Annotated in this window: 14 protein-coding genes; 4 read left to right on the top strand and 10 right to left on the bottom strand. The window is 70.0% G+C overall.

Translation table 11 applies throughout. The features are described from left to right. Positions 1 to 51 precede the first annotated feature (51 nt). Both pxpA and pcp read left to right on the top strand, forming a co-directional pair. Positions 52 to 792 carry a 5-oxoprolinase subunit PxpA gene (gene pxpA / locus AC1RL8_RS16585; protein ID WP_492684807.1) on the top strand — a complete coding sequence of 247 codons (741 nt, stop codon included), beginning with the start codon at positions 52 to 54 and terminating at the stop codon, positions 790 to 792. A gap of 5 nt (positions 793 to 797) precedes the next feature. Further along, positions 798 to 1,469, top strand: coding sequence for a pyroglutamyl-peptidase I (pcp, locus tag AC1RL8_RS16580; RefSeq protein WP_492684806.1), 672 nt, complete (start codon positions 798 to 800; stop codon positions 1,467 to 1,469). 9 nt (positions 1,470 to 1,478) lie between these two features. On the opposite strand, the gene AC1RL8_RS16575 is transcribed toward pcp, so the two are convergent. Further along, positions 1,479 to 2,189 (bottom strand): alpha/beta fold hydrolase, encoded by a 711-nt coding sequence (locus AC1RL8_RS16575; protein ID WP_185993669.1) that lies wholly within the window; start codon positions 2,187 to 2,189, stop codon positions 1,479 to 1,481. 116 nt (positions 2,190 to 2,305) lie between these two features. Here AC1RL8_RS16575 and AC1RL8_RS16570 point away from each other — a divergent pair, with 116 nt between their 5' ends. After that, entirely contained in the window at positions 2,306 to 3,001 is a 696-nt protein-coding gene (locus AC1RL8_RS16570) for a histidine phosphatase family protein (RefSeq protein ID WP_139706433.1), read from the top strand. 9 nt (positions 3,002 to 3,010) lie between these two features. On the opposite strand, the gene AC1RL8_RS16565 is transcribed toward AC1RL8_RS16570, so the two are convergent. The 3 genes from AC1RL8_RS16565 to AC1RL8_RS16555 all read right to left on the bottom strand — a co-directional run bounded on the left by AC1RL8_RS16565 (position 3,011) and on the right by AC1RL8_RS16555 (position 6,524). Next, a complete protein-coding gene (locus AC1RL8_RS16565) occupies positions 3,011 to 4,603 on the bottom strand; it encodes an N-acyl-D-amino-acid deacylase family protein (RefSeq protein ID WP_492684805.1) in 1,593 nt (530 codons plus the stop codon). A gap of 117 nt (positions 4,604 to 4,720) precedes the next feature. Beyond that, a complete protein-coding gene (locus AC1RL8_RS16560; protein ID WP_492684804.1) occupies positions 4,721 to 6,082 on the bottom strand; it encodes a tetratricopeptide repeat protein in 1,362 nt (453 codons plus the stop codon). Positions 6,083 to 6,125: 43 nt separating this feature from the next. Further along, complete coding sequence (locus AC1RL8_RS16555; RefSeq protein ID WP_492684803.1) at positions 6,126 to 6,524, bottom strand: tautomerase family protein; 399 nt, start codon at positions 6,522 to 6,524, stop codon at positions 6,126 to 6,128. Between the two features lie 124 nt (positions 6,525 to 6,648). Here AC1RL8_RS16555 and AC1RL8_RS16550 point away from each other — a divergent pair, with 124 nt between their 5' ends. After that, positions 6,649 to 7,512 carry a LysR family transcriptional regulator gene (locus AC1RL8_RS16550; RefSeq protein WP_159273005.1) on the top strand — a complete coding sequence of 288 codons (864 nt, stop codon included), beginning with the start codon at positions 6,649 to 6,651 and terminating at the stop codon, positions 7,510 to 7,512. A 21-nt stretch (positions 7,513 to 7,533) separates the two neighbouring features. On the opposite strand, the gene AC1RL8_RS16545 is transcribed toward AC1RL8_RS16550, so the two are convergent. The 6 genes from AC1RL8_RS16545 to AC1RL8_RS16520 form a co-directional block, all read right to left on the bottom strand. Beyond that, positions 7,534 to 8,928 (bottom strand): amidase, encoded by a 1,395-nt coding sequence (locus tag AC1RL8_RS16545; RefSeq protein ID WP_492684880.1) that lies wholly within the window; start codon positions 8,926 to 8,928, stop codon positions 7,534 to 7,536. 23 nt (positions 8,929 to 8,951) lie between these two features. Continuing rightward, complete coding sequence (locus AC1RL8_RS16540; protein WP_139706421.1) at positions 8,952 to 10,439, bottom strand: ABC transporter substrate-binding protein; 1,488 nt, start codon at positions 10,437 to 10,439, stop codon at positions 8,952 to 8,954. Positions 10,440 to 10,714: 275 nt separating this feature from the next. Next, positions 10,715 to 11,536: an ATP-binding cassette domain-containing protein gene (locus AC1RL8_RS16535; protein ID WP_492684802.1), complete on the bottom strand. Its 822-nt coding sequence runs from the start codon at positions 11,534 to 11,536 to the stop codon at positions 10,715 to 10,717. After that, positions 11,533 to 12,522 carry an ABC transporter ATP-binding protein gene (locus AC1RL8_RS16530; protein ID WP_062481347.1) on the bottom strand — a complete coding sequence of 330 codons (990 nt, stop codon included), beginning with the start codon at positions 12,520 to 12,522 and terminating at the stop codon, positions 11,533 to 11,535. Before AC1RL8_RS16530 ends, AC1RL8_RS16535 begins: the two co-directional genes overlap by 4 nt. An 11-nt stretch (positions 12,523 to 12,533) precedes the next feature. After that, on the bottom strand, positions 12,534 to 13,409 hold the full coding sequence (locus AC1RL8_RS16525; protein WP_062481348.1) for an ABC transporter permease: 876 nt from the start codon (positions 13,407 to 13,409) through the stop codon (positions 12,534 to 12,536). After that, the gene (locus AC1RL8_RS16520) at positions 13,406 to 14,356 is read right to left on the bottom strand and encodes an ABC transporter permease (RefSeq protein WP_095746670.1); all 951 of its coding nucleotides are present in this window, start codon (positions 14,354 to 14,356) and stop codon (positions 13,406 to 13,408) included. Before AC1RL8_RS16520 ends, AC1RL8_RS16525 begins: the two co-directional genes overlap by 4 nt. Positions 14,357 to 14,395 lie beyond the last annotated feature (39 nt).

Raw genomic sequence — 14,395 nt, 5'->3', positions numbered from 1 at the left:
TGGCCTGAAGCAGGTGGCTCCCGCACCTGCCCCCGAGACGGAGAACACCCCATGCAGATCGACCTCAACGCCGACCTCGGCGAAGGCGCCGGCAGCGACGAAGCGCTGCTCGGCCTCGTGAGTTCCGCCAACATCGCCTGCGGCTGGCACGCGGGCGACGCCAGGACCATGCAGCAGTGCGTGCGCTGGGCCATGGCGCACGGCGTGGCGATCGGCGCGCACCCGAGCTTTCCCGATCGCGAGAATTTCGGCCGCAGCACCATGCACCTGCCGCCCGAGGAGATCGTCGCGAACGTGCTCTACCAGGTCGGCGCACTGGCCGCGATCGTCAAGGCCGAGGGCGGCCGGCTCGCGCACGTGAAGCCGCACGGCCAGCTCTACAACCAGGCGGTGAAAGAGCCCGAGTTGGCCGAGGCGCTGTGCGAGGCGGTGCGTCGCTTCGACCCTTCGCTCAAGTTCTTCGGCCTAGCTGGCAGCAACATGATCGACGCGGCCCGCCGCGCCGGCCTGCAGCCTGTGGAAGAGGTGTTCGCCGACCGCGGCTACATGCCCGACGGCAGCCTCGTGCCGCGCAACCAGCCCGGCGCGCTCATCGAGAGCGAAGAACAGTCGCTGGCGCAGACGCTGTCGCTGGTGCGCGACCACCGCGTGGTCGCCATCGACGGCAGCACCGTGCCCGTCAATGCCCAGAGCGTGTGCCTGCATGGCGACGGCGCGCACGCGCTGGCTTTCGCGCGGCGCATCCGAGAGCGGCTGCAGCAGGAAGGCATCGACGTTCGCGCGATGGCCTGAACAGGATGCCGGCGAAGCGCGCTTCTCCCAACGTCCTGCTGACGGGCTTCGAGCCCTTCGAGCAGGAGCTGCTCAATCCATCATGGGAGGCGGTGCGCACGCTCGATGGCTGGAAGTGCGGCCGCGCCACCGTGCATGCGCGCCTCGTACCCTGCGTCTTCGGCGAGGCGCTCGACGCGCTCGACCGCGCGATGGACGAGCTTCAGCCGACGCTGGTGATCTGCATCGGCCAGGCCGGTGGCCGCGCCGAGTTCACGCCGGAGCGCATCGCGATCAACGTCGACGACGCGCGCGTGCCCGACAACCTCGGCCGCCAGCCGATCGACGTGCCCGTGGTGCCCGGCGCGCCCACGGCCTACTTCTCGAGCCTGCCCGTGAAAGCCATCGTGCGCGAACTGCGCGCGGGCGGCGTGCCGGCCTCGGTGTCGAACAGCGCGGGCACCTTCGTGTGCAACCACCTCTTCTACGGGTTGATGCACCGCATCGCGACGCATGCGATGGCGAAGGGCGTGCGCGGCGGCTTCATCCACATTCCCTACCTGCCGGCGCAGGCGGCGCGCTTTCCGGGCGCGCCGAGCATGGCGCTCGAGACGCTGGTCGATGCGTTGCGCATCACCGTGAAGACTGCGCTGGCCGTGAAGCAGGACGTCGCGGAAACCGGCGGCCAGCTGCACTGACCGGGGCTCTCAAGCGCGGGGAAAGTGCTTGCCCAGCCAGGCGTTGAGCGCCGTGTTGACGAACGCAGGCTTCTCCATCGTCAGCATGTGGCCGCACTGCGGCACCCACACGACCTCGGCGCGCGGTAGCAGCGCCGCCATCTCGCGGGTGCATTCGGGCGGCGCGAGGCGGTCGTCGTCGCCGCACATCAGCAGCACCGGCGCGCGCAGCAGGGCCAAGTGCGTGCGCGCATCGGGGCGGCGCATCACGGCGTGGTTCTGGCGGATGAGCTGGGCCGCGCCGGCGCCGAGCACGATGTCCAGGTAGCGCTGCACCAGCGCCGGGTTGGCGGCCTGCGCGGGATGGAAGGCGAAGGCGACATTGGGCTCGATGATCTCGCGCACCTCGCCGCGCTCGAACCACTCGATGGCGCCTTCGCGCAGCGCGAACATGTCGGGCGTCTCGGGCCGCGCGCTGGTGCCCAGCAGCATCAACCCGGCGATGCGCTCGGGCGCCTGGCGCGCCGCTTCCATCGCGACCATGCCGCCCATCGACGCGCCGCACAGCACCAGCGGGCCGTCGTGCTCGCGCAGCACGGCGCTGGCCATGCCCTCGATGGTGTCGTGGCGCGTCTGGACGTCGCTCACGCGGGCGCCGAAGGCGGCGGGAAGTGCGGGCAACTGGGCCTCCCAGAGGCGTTCGTCGCAGGCAAGGCCGGGCAGCAGGACAAGATGGGGCATGGGCCGATTTTGCGCGATCGGACGCGCCCGGCGCACGGCCCGTACGCGGTGGCGACCATGCAACAGCGGGTTGGCACGAAGCCGGCATGTCATGCACTCGGGGGACAATGCATGCAATGTCCACCACCACCCCCGACTCCGCCCCCACCGACCTCATCCTGATCCGCCACGGCGAAACCGCCTGGAACCGCGAGCTTCGCTTCCAGGGCCACGCGGACGTCCCGCTCAACGACATCGGCCACGAGCAGGCGCGCCGCCTCGGCCTGCGGCTCGCGGGCGAGACGGCACGGCACCTCATCAGCAGCGACCTCATGCGCGCCCAGCAGACCGCGGCGCCCGCGGCGCAGCAGCTGGCGCTGCCGGTCGTCACCTCGGTGGCGCTGCGCGAGCAACACTTCGGCGTGGTCGAGGGCATGCGGGCCGACGAGATCCAGAGCCAGCATCCGCGCGCCTGGGAAGAGTGGCTGGAGTTCCGCGAAGACCACGCCATGCCGCAGGGCGAGAGCGCGCGCGAGTTCCATGCGCGCGTGATCGGCGCGCTCGGCGCCGTCGCTGCCGCGCACCGCGGCCAGCGCCTGATCGTCGTCACGCACGGCGGCGTGCTCGACATGGTGTGGCGCACCGCGCGCGGCCTGAGCCTCAGCGGCCCGCGCCAGAGCGAGATCCCGAACGCGGGCTTCAACCGCATCCGCATCGCCGACCCGGCCGCGCCGGACGCCATCGAGATCGTCGAGTGGGCCGACACGCGCCACCTCGCCGACCTGCCGCCGCAGCCGACCTACGACCAGCGGCGGCACCTGAAGAAAGACTGATCTCTCGGTTCAGGCCGGGCAGCTGCCCGGCTTCGGCGTGCGCAGCAGCGGCACGCCGGCGCCCACGCCCGTGGGCTGGCCGCCGTCCACCGCGAGGCGGCCGTTCACCAGCACCGTGACCACGCCTTCGGACAGCAGCGTGGGCTGCGTGTAGGTGGCCTTGGCCGCGAAGCGCTTCGGATCGAACACCACCACGTCGGCGTGGTAGCCGGGGCGCAGGTGCCCGCGCTGCACGAGGCCCAGCGTGTCGGCCGTGTACGCGCTGCTGCTGCGGATGAACTGCGCCAGCGAGATCGCGCGCTCCTTCACCACGTACTGGTCGTACTTGCGCGCGAAGGTGCCGTAGGCGCGCGGATGGCCCAGCGACGAGTCGGACGAGGTCATGACCCACGGCCGCTTCATGAAGGCGCGCACATCGTCGTCGCTCATGTTGAACGAGGCGATCATGAGGTCGCCGTCGCGCAGCACGGCGATGGCGGCGTCGACCGGGTCGGCGTTCGAGGTCTTGGCCACGTCGGCCAGCGTCTTGCCCACGTACTTCGTGCTGCCGGCCGAGAACAGGATCGCCTCGGGCCCGCCGCGCAGGCGCAGGTTCTCGCGCATGTCCTTGCGCAGGCGCTCCTGCTGCGCCGCGTCGTCGAAGCGCTGCAGCGTCGCCGCGCGGCCGCCTTCGTTGGCCCAAGGCGGGAGCAGCGCGGCCGAGAAGCGCGTGCTCGACGCGGTCCAGGGGTAGTGGTCGGCCGTGATGTCCAGGCCCGCGGCGCGCTCCTTCTCGATGCGCCGGATGATGTCGCCGCTCTGGCCCTGCACCGCCACGCCCAACGCCTTGATGTGCGCCACGTGCACCGGCAGCTTCGCCTCGTGGCCGATGCGGATCACCTCGTCGATCGAGCCCTTGAGGCCGACGTTGTACATGGCCTCGTCGCGGATGTGGCTGTCGTACAGGCCGCCGTGCGCGGCCGCTACCTTGGCCAGTTCGATGACCTCCTCGGTCTTCGAGAAATTCTGCGGTGGGTAGAACAGGCCCGTCGACAACCCGAGCGCGCCGTCGCACATCGCGCGGCTCAGGTGCTGCTTCATGGTGTCCATCTGCGCGGGCGTGGGGGCGCGGTTGGCCTCGCCGAGCTGGCTGATGCGCAGCGGCTCGAAGCCCGCGTACATCGCGACGTTGGTGCCGACCGGCACGGCGCGCAGCTTCTGCGTCTGCGCCGCGATGTCGTAGCCGCCGAAGCCGTCGTTGCCGATCACGGCCGTGGTCACGCCCTGCGTGAGGAAGGGAATGTTCAGGCGCTTGCGTGCGTCGGCCGAGAGCAGGTCGGCGTCGGCGTGCGTGTGGGCGTCGATGAAGCCGGGCGCCACCACGAGGCCGGTGGCGTCGATGGTGCGCCGTGCGCGGAACTGCGCCGGCATGGCGCGGCCTGCGAACACGATGCGGTCGCCCGCGATGCCGACGTCGCCGGCCACGGGTGTGTCGCTGTCGCCCGTGTAGATGGTGCCGCCGCGCAGCAGCAGGTCGAGCTCGACGGGGGCTTCAGCGGCGGTGGTGGGGAAGGGCGAGGCGAGGGCCGCGAGAACGGCCAGCGTGACGAGGGAGCGCTGCATGGGCGAACGGGAGGAGAGCGGGAGGAGCGGCCAGTTTAGGAGTCGCTCCCGCGCAGCCGTTAATTCCTTTTGCGGCACGCCCCATGACCGGAAGGCATGGGTGGTGCCGCGCGCCGCTCAGCGCGCCGTGATCTGCCCGAGCCCCAGTCGCGCGTAGACCGCGTCCGCCTGCCGCCGCAGCCGCAGCGATTCGGGCTGGCCGTTGAGCTGCTGCTGCAGCAGGCCCTGTGCGCCTGCGAGTGCGGACTCGGTGCCGGTGCGCACCAGCGCATCGAGGTACAGCTGCTCGAACAGGTCGCGCTGCGCGTGGCTGCCGCCGATCTCGATCATGCGCGGCAGCGCGACGCCCAAGCCTTCGACCGCACCCGCCACGTCGCCGCGCGCATGGGCCACGAGGCCGCGCGCGGCCGGCACGCACACGCGCTGCCACGCGGCGCGCGTGGACGCTGGCGCCACGGGCGCGAAGGCCTCGATGTTGTGCAGCAGCACCTGCGCCTCGGGCCGACCGGCGCGCGCCAGGCCGTAGAGGTACTGCAGGTCGAGAAAGGGCAGCACGTGGTCAGCCTGGCGCTGCCGCAGGTGGTCGGCCACGTCGTCCCAGCGCGCACCGACGTCGATGCCCGCCAGCTCGAGCCGCGCGAGCAGCGACACGGCGCCGATTTGGTCCTGCGAGTAGTCCTTCACCACGCCCCAGGCGTGCTCGTCGTACACCGCGAGCGCTTCGGCGTCGCGGCCCAGGTCGATGAGGAACAGCGCCACATGCCACCAGTTGTGCGTGACCATGAAGGAGTTGAGGCCGGTCCAGGTGTCGCTCACGCCCTGCATGAACGCCAGCCCCTCGGCCAGCCGGCCTTCGGTGAGCATCACGTGCGCCAGCGCATGGTGCGCCCAGGGCTCCTTGCGGCACAGGCCGATGGCATGGCGCGCGCTGGCCTCGGCCTCGCGCAGCAGGTGGCACTGCTCGTAGCCGAAGGCCGCCATGCCGTGCACGTAGGGCACCTCGGCCGCGGCCGGCAGCGCCGCGAGTGCGAGCCGCAGCATGCCGGGGCAGTCGCCGGTGTTGAAGCAGTGGTACTGGCCCAGCTTCACCGACACCAGGTCGCGCGGATGCTCGCGTGCCTGCTCGGCATGCAGCGCGATGGCGCGCGCAATGTCGCCGTCGGCCCAGGCCTGGACGGCGGCGATGTAGCGCTGCTCGCGCGGCGTGGCGCGCGCCGCACCGGCGCGGGCCTTGTCGAGGAAGGGCTGCGCATTGGCCGCGGCCTCGCGCGATTCGGCGAACAGGTGCAGCGTCGCGCAGTAGGCCAGCACGATCGGGCTGGCATCGCGTTCGGCCAGCGCCAGCAGGTTCACGGCGCGCGCCTCGGTCGAGAGAAAGCCCATGACGAAGTCGTCGACCAGCGCGAGGCTGGCGGCGTCGTCGAGCGTGAGCGGATTGCCGAGGCTGTCGGCGGCGTGCGGGGTTCCGTGGGAGGGCATGGCGGCATGGTGCCACGCCCCCGGCGTCTTTCAAGAAGTCTTCTCAGACACCCGCTTGCTGGTGCCGGTACTCCTGCGTCTTGCCGCCGTAGCCGTAGGCTGCGCCGCGCGCATCGATCACGTGGATGTACGAGACCTCGTGCAGGTCGGGCCGCAGCCGGGCCATGGCCGCTTGCACCTCGCGCAGGTAGCGCGCCTTCTCGGCCTTGGTGTTGGTCTCGTCGGTCACGCTGATGTCCAAGTGGAAGGCCGACTTGCCGAGTTCGGCCAGCGATTGGCCGCCGATGAACCAGCTGTCGGCGGCGATGTACTGCACCGTGACGGCGATGACCGGCAGTGCCTTGCCCAGCACGCTCTGGGTGAGCTCGGCGACCGTGTCGACGGTCTTGCGGGTGAGGGCGGCGTCAGGCTGGCCGGAGAGGTGGACGACGATGTGGGGCATGGTGGACTCCTTTTGCGTTGAAGAACGGGTGGTCGATGGGGTGATTGTGGGATTCCTCTCGTCATCGGAAAAGCGGGAAGATATGATGGAATCCATCGGATCAGCGAATGGATAGGCAGGCACCATGCAAGGCTTCGACCTCGAACAGTTGCGCACCCTGGTGGCGGTGGCCGACGCCGGCAGCCTCACGGCGGCGGCGCCGCGCGTGTACCTGTCGCAATCGTCGGTGAGCGAGCAGATCCGCAAGCTCGAGGAGCGCGCCGGCCAGTCGCTGCTGACCCGCAGCAAGGCCGGCGTGGCGCCCACCGAGGCGGGCCTGCGGCTGCTGGGGCACGCGCGGCGCATCCTCGCGCTGAGCGACGAGGCCTTTCGCGACCTGCGCGGCGAAACCCTGCAGGGCGAGCTGCGGCTGGCCGTGACCGACTACTTCCGCCCCGGCGACCTCACCCGCCTGCTGGGCCGGCTCGGCGAGCGCTATCCGCAGGTGCGGCTGCACGTGACCATCCTGAAGAGCGACGCGCTGCGCACCGCCTATGCGCATGGCGATTTCGACGTGGGCCTGGCCATGAACATCGCGGGGGCCAATGCAGCCGCGGCGGGCAGTGGCGCCGTGTTGCGGCGCGAATCGCTGGCGTGGCTCGGCGCGACCGGCCTGCGTGTGGTGCGCGGCGAGCCGGTGCGACTGCTGGCGCTGCCCGACACCTGCTCGCTGCACCAGTTCACCGTGTCCCTGCTGCGCCGCCGCCGCGTGCCGTACGTGCTGGCGCACGTCGCATCGGGGGTGGCGGGCCTGCAGTCGGCCCTGGCCGCGGGCCTGGGCGTGGCCTGCCTCAACGAATCGGCGATCGGGGAAGGCATCGCGCGGCTCGCACCGCCGCATGGGCTGCCGGCGCTGCCCCGCGTGGCGTTCCAGTGGCTGCCCGCGCGACGGGGCGAGACCGCGTTCGTGACGCGGGCGCGGGAGATGCTGTCGTTGCAGCTGGCCTGAAGGCTTTCAGGCCAGACGCATTCAGACCTGCGGCCAGGGCCGCTGCACTTCCCGGATCTGCTCGAACGCGCGCGACACGCGCAGCACGCCGAGGTCGTCGAAGCGTTGCCCCGCAATCTGCAGCCCGATCGGCAAGCCGCCGGCCGAGTACCCGCAGTTCACCGACGCCGCCGGCTGCTCCGACATGTTGAACGGCACGGTGAAGCCGATGTGCTCCAGCGGCCGCAGCGGGTCGTTGGTGGGCGAGGGCGCCTCAGCCGCTGCCGGCATGTTGGGCGACACCGGCGAGATCACGTAGTCGAAGCGCGCGCAGGCGTTCACCGTCGTGACGCGCGTGGCGTGGAACTGGCTGAAGCTGCGGAACACATGCTCGCCGCTGAACTCGGCGGCGCTCTCGGCCCATTCGCGGATGTAGGGCAGCACCTTGGCGCGCTGGTCGGGGCGCAGGGCCTTCAGGTCCACGAGCGAGCGCATGCGCCACAAATGGTCCATGCCGTCGAGCAGGGCCTGCGACATGAAGGGCTGCATGGGCTCAACGGTGGCGCCGGCCTTTTCGAACAGGCGCGCCGCCTGCTCGACCGCGGCCTGGATCTCGGGTTCCACTGCAAGGCCGCAGCCGGCGTCGAGCAGCAGCCCGATGCGCAGGCCGCGCAGGTGGTCGGGCGCGACGTCGAACGCGGCCCAGTCGATGTCCTGCGCGGGCAGGCTCATGCTGTCGCGCGCGTCAGGCCGGGCCAGTGCCTGCATCATGAGCGCGGCGTCGCCGACGGTGCGCGTCATGGGGCCGGCGGCGCGACCCATGTAGGGCGGGTCGATCGGGATGCGCCCCAGGCTGGGCTTGAGCGTGAAGATGCCGCACCAGCTGGCGGGCAGCCGCAGCGAGCCGCCGATGTCGGTGCCCAGGTGCAGCGGGCCGTAGCCCGCCGCCGCCGCGGCTCCGGCGCCAGCACTGGAGCCGCCTGGCGTGCGGCTCAGGTCCCAGGGGTTGCGCGCCAGCGTGTGAAAGCTCGACAGCCCCGACGACAGCATGCCGTAGTCGGGCATGGTGGTCTTGCTGACGATGACGGCGCCGGCTTCCTTCAGGCGCGCGGCCGGCGGGGCGTCGGCGGCCGCGGGCATGAGGTCGACGGCGGCCGTGCCCGCGGGCAGCGGGTCGCCGCGCGTGGCGATGTTTTCCTTGATGGTCGTCGGCACGCCGTCGAGCGGACCGCGCGCGTCGCCGCGCTGCCAGCGCTGCTCCGAGGCGCGCGCCTGCTCCAGCGCGGCCTCGGGCCGGAACAGCCACGTGGCCTGCAGCCGGGGCTCGCAGTGCTCGATGCGCGCGATGACGGCGCGCGTCACCTCGACCGGCGACAGGCGCTTCTCGCGGTAGGCCGCAGAGAGCTCCTGCGCCGACAGGTCGCTCAACGAAGGCAGGGAAGGGTCAGGCACTGCGGGGCTCATCCCCACGACAGGGCCGACAGGTCGTTCACGAAGATCGGGTTCTCTTTCCAGAGGCCCTTGACGTTCTTCTTGGCCACGGTCGGGAACTGCGGCTGGTAGAGGAAGCCGTTGGCCGCGTCGGTGGCCAGCAGCTTCTGCGCCTCGCCCAGCAGCTTGTTGCGCTCGGCCGCGTTGCCTGTGGACTTGATCTTGTCGAACAGCGTGTCGAAGGCCTTCGACTGGTAGCCCCAGTAGTAGTCAGGCTTGGCGTAGTTGCCCAGGTCGAAAGGCTCGACGTGCGAAATGATCGACAGGTCGTAGTCCTTGTTGCCGTAGGTGCCGCTGAGCCACTGCGCCCACTCGACGTTCTGGATCTTCACGTTGATGCCGATCTTGGCGAGCTGGGCCACGATGACTTCGCCGCCCTGGCGCGCGTACGGCGGCGGGGGCAGGGTCATGCGCAGTTCGAGCGGGGTCTTCACGCCGGCTTCGGCGAGCAGCTTCTTGGCCTTCTCGATGTCGAAGGGGTTGATGCCCGTGGTGTCGACATAGCCCGCGGCGCCCGGCACGTAATGGCTGCCGATCGGCACACCCAGGCCGTCGGCCGCACCCTCGATGAAGGCCTTGCGGTCGATGGCCGCGAGGATGGCGCGGCGCACGCGCACGTCGTCGAGCGGCTTCTTCTTGTTGTTGATCGAGAGGATGGTCTTGGCGCGCGAACCGGCCAGGATGGTCTGGAACTGCGGGTTGTTGCGGAACTGCGGCACGGCGCGCGTGCCGATGCGCGTGAACACGTCCACGTCGCCCGAGAGCACGGCAGCGGCCTGCGCGGCGGTGTCCGAGATGAAGCGGAAGGTGACCTTGTTGATCTTCGCGACGGCGGGGGCGCGGAAGCCCTCCCACTTGCTCAGCGTGATCGACGAGCCCTTGGCCCAGTTGTCCAGCTTGTAGGGGCCGGTGCCGATCGGCTTGGTGGCGTTGCCCTCGGCGCTCTTGGGCTCGACGATGGCGGCCGTGGCCTGGCCCAGCACGAAGGGCAGGTCGGGGTCGATCTCCTTGTTGATGACCACGACCGTGTGCTCGTCGACCACCTGGGTGGCGAGGTTGGCGAAGGTGCGCTTGTCCTTGTTGGTGCTCTTCTCGCCGCCGGCGCGGTCGAACGCGAACTTGACGGTGGAGGCGTTGAAGGGCTCGCCGTTCTGGAACTTGACGCCCTTGCGCAGCTTGAAGGTGTAGGTCTTCAGGTCGGGCGAGATTTCCCAGCTCTCGGCCAGGAGCGGCGTGACGCTGCCGTCGACGTTGATCTTGGTCAGCGTTTCCAGGATGTTGTACTGCACGACCTCGGCGATGGCGGCGGCGGCGCCGGTGGTCGGGTCCAGGCCCGGCGGCTCCAGGGCCATGCCGATCACGATGGCGTCCTTGCGGCCCTGCGCCATGCCGGCCAGCGGGGTGGCCAGGGCGACGGTGGCGCCGGCGGTGGTAAGGAGCGTGCGACGGTTCAACATACGGGGTGATCTCCGGAAAACGGTCAGTGTCGAATGACTGCTTCGGCGCGCACCGTGCCCCAGGGGGAAGCGCAGCGCCACGAAAGAAAGACACACAGCACGAAAGATGCCACGTGCAGCGGATCATTCTCTCGCAGCAGGCCCTCCGGTGCGCGCCGGCGCGGGCGGTTTTTCCTCGGGACGTTCCCGGATGGGCGAGCGATCTTGCGCGAAGCCCACCGCTTGCGCCACCAGATGCTCATGACCGATCTGTCCGAGGCCGCGCCCCGGCGACTTCAGGCGGCGCGCAGCGTGCCGCCGGGCGGTGTGTGCAGCACCGCCGACAGCAGGGTGCGGGTGTACGGATGCTGCGCGTGATGGAACAGCTCGGCCGGCGGCCCCTGCTCCACGATCTGGCCCTTGAACACCACGCACACCTCGTCGCACAGGTGGTTGACCACGGCGAGGTCGTGGCTGATGAGCAGGTAGCTGATGCCGAACTGCTGCTGCAGGTCCTGCATGAGGTTGAGCACCTGGGCCTGCACCGAGACGTCGAGTGCGCTCACGGGTTCGTCGGCGACGATGAGCTTGGGGCGCGTGATGAGCGCGCGTGCGATGGCGATGCGCTGGCGCTGGCCGCCGGAGAACTCGTGCGGGTACTTGTCGAGGTCGGTGGTGCGCAGGCCGACGGCCGCGAGCGCTTCGGCGGCGCGTTCGCGCTGCTCGGCGCGGCGCGTTTCGGCGAGTGCTTCGAGCGGCTCGGCGACGATGCGCGCCACGGTCTGGCGCGGATCGAGCGAGCCGTACGGGTCCTGGAAGACCATCTGGAAGTCGCGCCGCGCGGTGCGCAGCTCGGCCTTCGAGAGCGCGTGCAGGTTGCGGCCTTCGAGCGCGACGCTGCCCGAGGTCGGCGTGTCCAGCGCCATCACGAGGCGCGCGATGGTCGACTTGCCCGAACCCGATTCGCCGACGATGCCCACGCTCTTGCCTGCCTGCACCTCGAAGCTCACGCCGTTGAGCGCCTTCACGGTGGGCGGCGGGCCGAAGAGTTTTTCGCGCGGCAATGCGTAGTGCCGCACGAGGTCGGTCACCTGCAGCAGCGGGGTCGATGGATTCATGGCGCAACAGCCTGCGCGGCTGCAATTTCTTCGAGACGCATGCAGCGCACCGCGTGGTCCGGCGGCAGCACCGTGGCGGACGGCCGCGTGGTGTGGCAGGCGTCGACTGTGTAGGCGCAGCGGCCCGCGAACGGGCAGCCCGGTGGCAGGTCGACCAGCTCGGGCACGCTGCCGCGGATGGTGGCCAGGCGCAGGCCGCGCGGCGCACCGATGGCGGGGCGCGCGGCGAACAGGCCTTGCGTGTAGGGGTGGGCGCGCTTGGCGAACACGGCGTCGGTGGGGCCGCTCTCGACCACGCTGCCGCCGTACATCACGAGCATCTTCGAGACCGTCTGCGAGATCACGCCGAGGTCGTGCGAGATCAGGATCAGCGCCATGCCGCGCTCGGCCACGAGGCCCTGGATGAGTTCCAGGATCTGCTTCTGGATCGTCACGTCGAGCGCGGTGGTGGGCTCGTCGGCAATCAGCAGGTCGGGCCCGCAGGCCAGCGCCATCGCGATGCCGATGCGCTGGCGCTGCCCGCCGGAGAACTGGTGCGGGTAGGCATCGAGGCGCGAGGCCGCGTCGGGAATGCCGACGCGGTCGAGCAGCGCGAGCACTTCCTTGCGCGCCTCCGCTTTCGACAGGCCGCGGTGCAGCCGCAGCGGTTCGCCGACCTGGCGCGCGATGGTGTGCACCGGGTTCAGCGCCGTCATCGGCTCCTGGAAGATCATGCCGATGCGGTTGCCGCGGATCTGGCACATGTCCTTTTCGTCGCGCCCGACCAGCTCGGTGCCGTCGAAGCGGATGCTGCCCGTGACCTTCGCGGTCGCGGGCAGCAAGCCCATGAGCGACATCACGGTGATCGACTTGCCGCAGCCCGATTCACCGACGATGCCCAGCGTTTCGCCGCGCTCCAGCGAGAAGGAAATGCCGCGCACGGCTTCGGCCGGGCCGCGCTGGGTCTGCAGGCCGATGTGGAGGTCGTTGACTTCGAGAAGCGCCATGGCGTGCTTGTTTACCTCGCGCGCGCCAGGCGCGGATCGAGCAGGTCGCGCAGGCCGTCGCCCATCAGGTTCAGGCCGAGCACCGCCAGGGCGATGGCCATGCCGGGGAACACCGCGAGCAGCGGCTGCTGGAACATGAGGGTCTGGGCTTCGCTGAGCATGCGACCCCACGAGGGCTGCGGCGGTTGCGTGCCGAGGCCGAGGTACGACAGCGCAGCCTCGGCCAAGATGGCGATGGCGAAGCGGATGGTGATCTGCACGATCAGCACGGCCGAGATGTTCGGCAGCACGTGCTGCATGGTGATCGCGAAGCTGCCCTTGCCGCAGGCGCGTGCGGCGGCGACGTATTCGCGTGACCAGATCGCGTTGGCCGAGGCGCGCGTGATGCGCGCAAACGTCGGGATGTTGTAGATGCCGATCGCGATGATGGCGTTGACGATGCCGGCGCCGAACACGGCCGTCATCATGATGGCCGAGAGGATCGCGGGGAAGGCGAGCGTGAAGTCCGACAGGCGCATCACCGCCTCTTCGACCCAGCCGCGCCTCGCGGCAGCGAGCAGGCCCAACGCGGTGCCGACCACGAGGCCGATGCCCACGGCGATCACGCCGACGAGGATGGACGCGCGTGCGCCCACGAGCAGCAGCGAGGCCACGTCGCGCCCGAAGGCATCCGTGCCGAGCCAGTGCGTGGCCGAAGGGCCCTGCATCTTGTTCGCCATGTCCATCGCGTAGGGCGACCACGGCGTCCAGACCAAAGAGAGCACGGCAGCGATCAGCAGCAACAGGCTCAGCACGCCGCCGATCGCGAAGCTGCGGTGGTGCAGGGCGCGGCGCCAGAAGCCCGGCACCTTGAGCGCGACGGCGCTGGGAACGGTGGTCGTGCTCATACGTCGCTCGCCTTGATGCGCGGGTCGATGACGGCATACAGCACATCGACCACGAAGTTCACGATGACGACCATGGCCGCGAGTAGCATCACGCAGTTGCGCACCACGATCAGGTCGCGGTTGCTGATGGCCTGGAAGATCAGGCGCCCCAGCCCGGGCAGGTAGAACACGTTCTCCACCACGATGGTGCCGGCCAGCAGTTCGGAGAACTGCATGCCCATCACCGTGATCACCGGGATCATCGCGTTGCGCAGCACGTGGGTCCACAGCACCATGCGCTGCGACACGCCCTTGGCGCGCGCGGTGCGAACGAAGTCTTCGCGCATCACCTCGAGCACGGCCGAGCGCGTGATGCGCGCGAGGATGGCCGCTTGCACCACAGCCAGCGACAGTGCCGGCAGCAGCAGCGATTTCAATCCCGCGAAGATGCCCTCACCCCAGCCCTCGAAGCCGCCCGCGGAGAACCACTGCAGCTGCACTGAGAACACAAGGATCAGCAGGATCGCGAACCAGAAGTTGGGGATGGCAATGCCGACCTGGGCCATGCCCATGAGGCCGACGTCACCGAGCTTGTTGTGGCGTGCGGCGGCGGTCACGCCTACGAGCAGGGCGATGACGACGGTGAGGGCCATGGCCATCACGGCGAGCGGCACGGTGAGGGCCAAACGCTCCAGGATCAGGTCGATGACGGGCGAGCTGTAGGCGTAGCTGTCACCGAGGTTGCCGGTGAGCAGGCCACCGATCCAGTGCCAGTAGCGGGTCCACGCGGGCTGGTCCAGGCCGAGCTTGGTGGCCAGGGCGGCGACGGCGTCGGGCGAGGCGTCGGGGCCCATGAGCATCTGCGCGGCGTTGCCGGGCAGGATCTCGAGGACGAGGAAAACGATGACCGAGGCGCCGATCAGGGTGCCGATCAGCGTGGCGATGCGCTTGAATAGAAACAGACTCATGGGGCGGGCCGCAGCATAACTGACTGGTGCAACAACCGT

This window comes from Variovorax sp. GW822-FHT04E09 (assembly GCF_058800845.1).
This window is presented reverse-complemented; position numbering and strand designations above follow the sequence as displayed.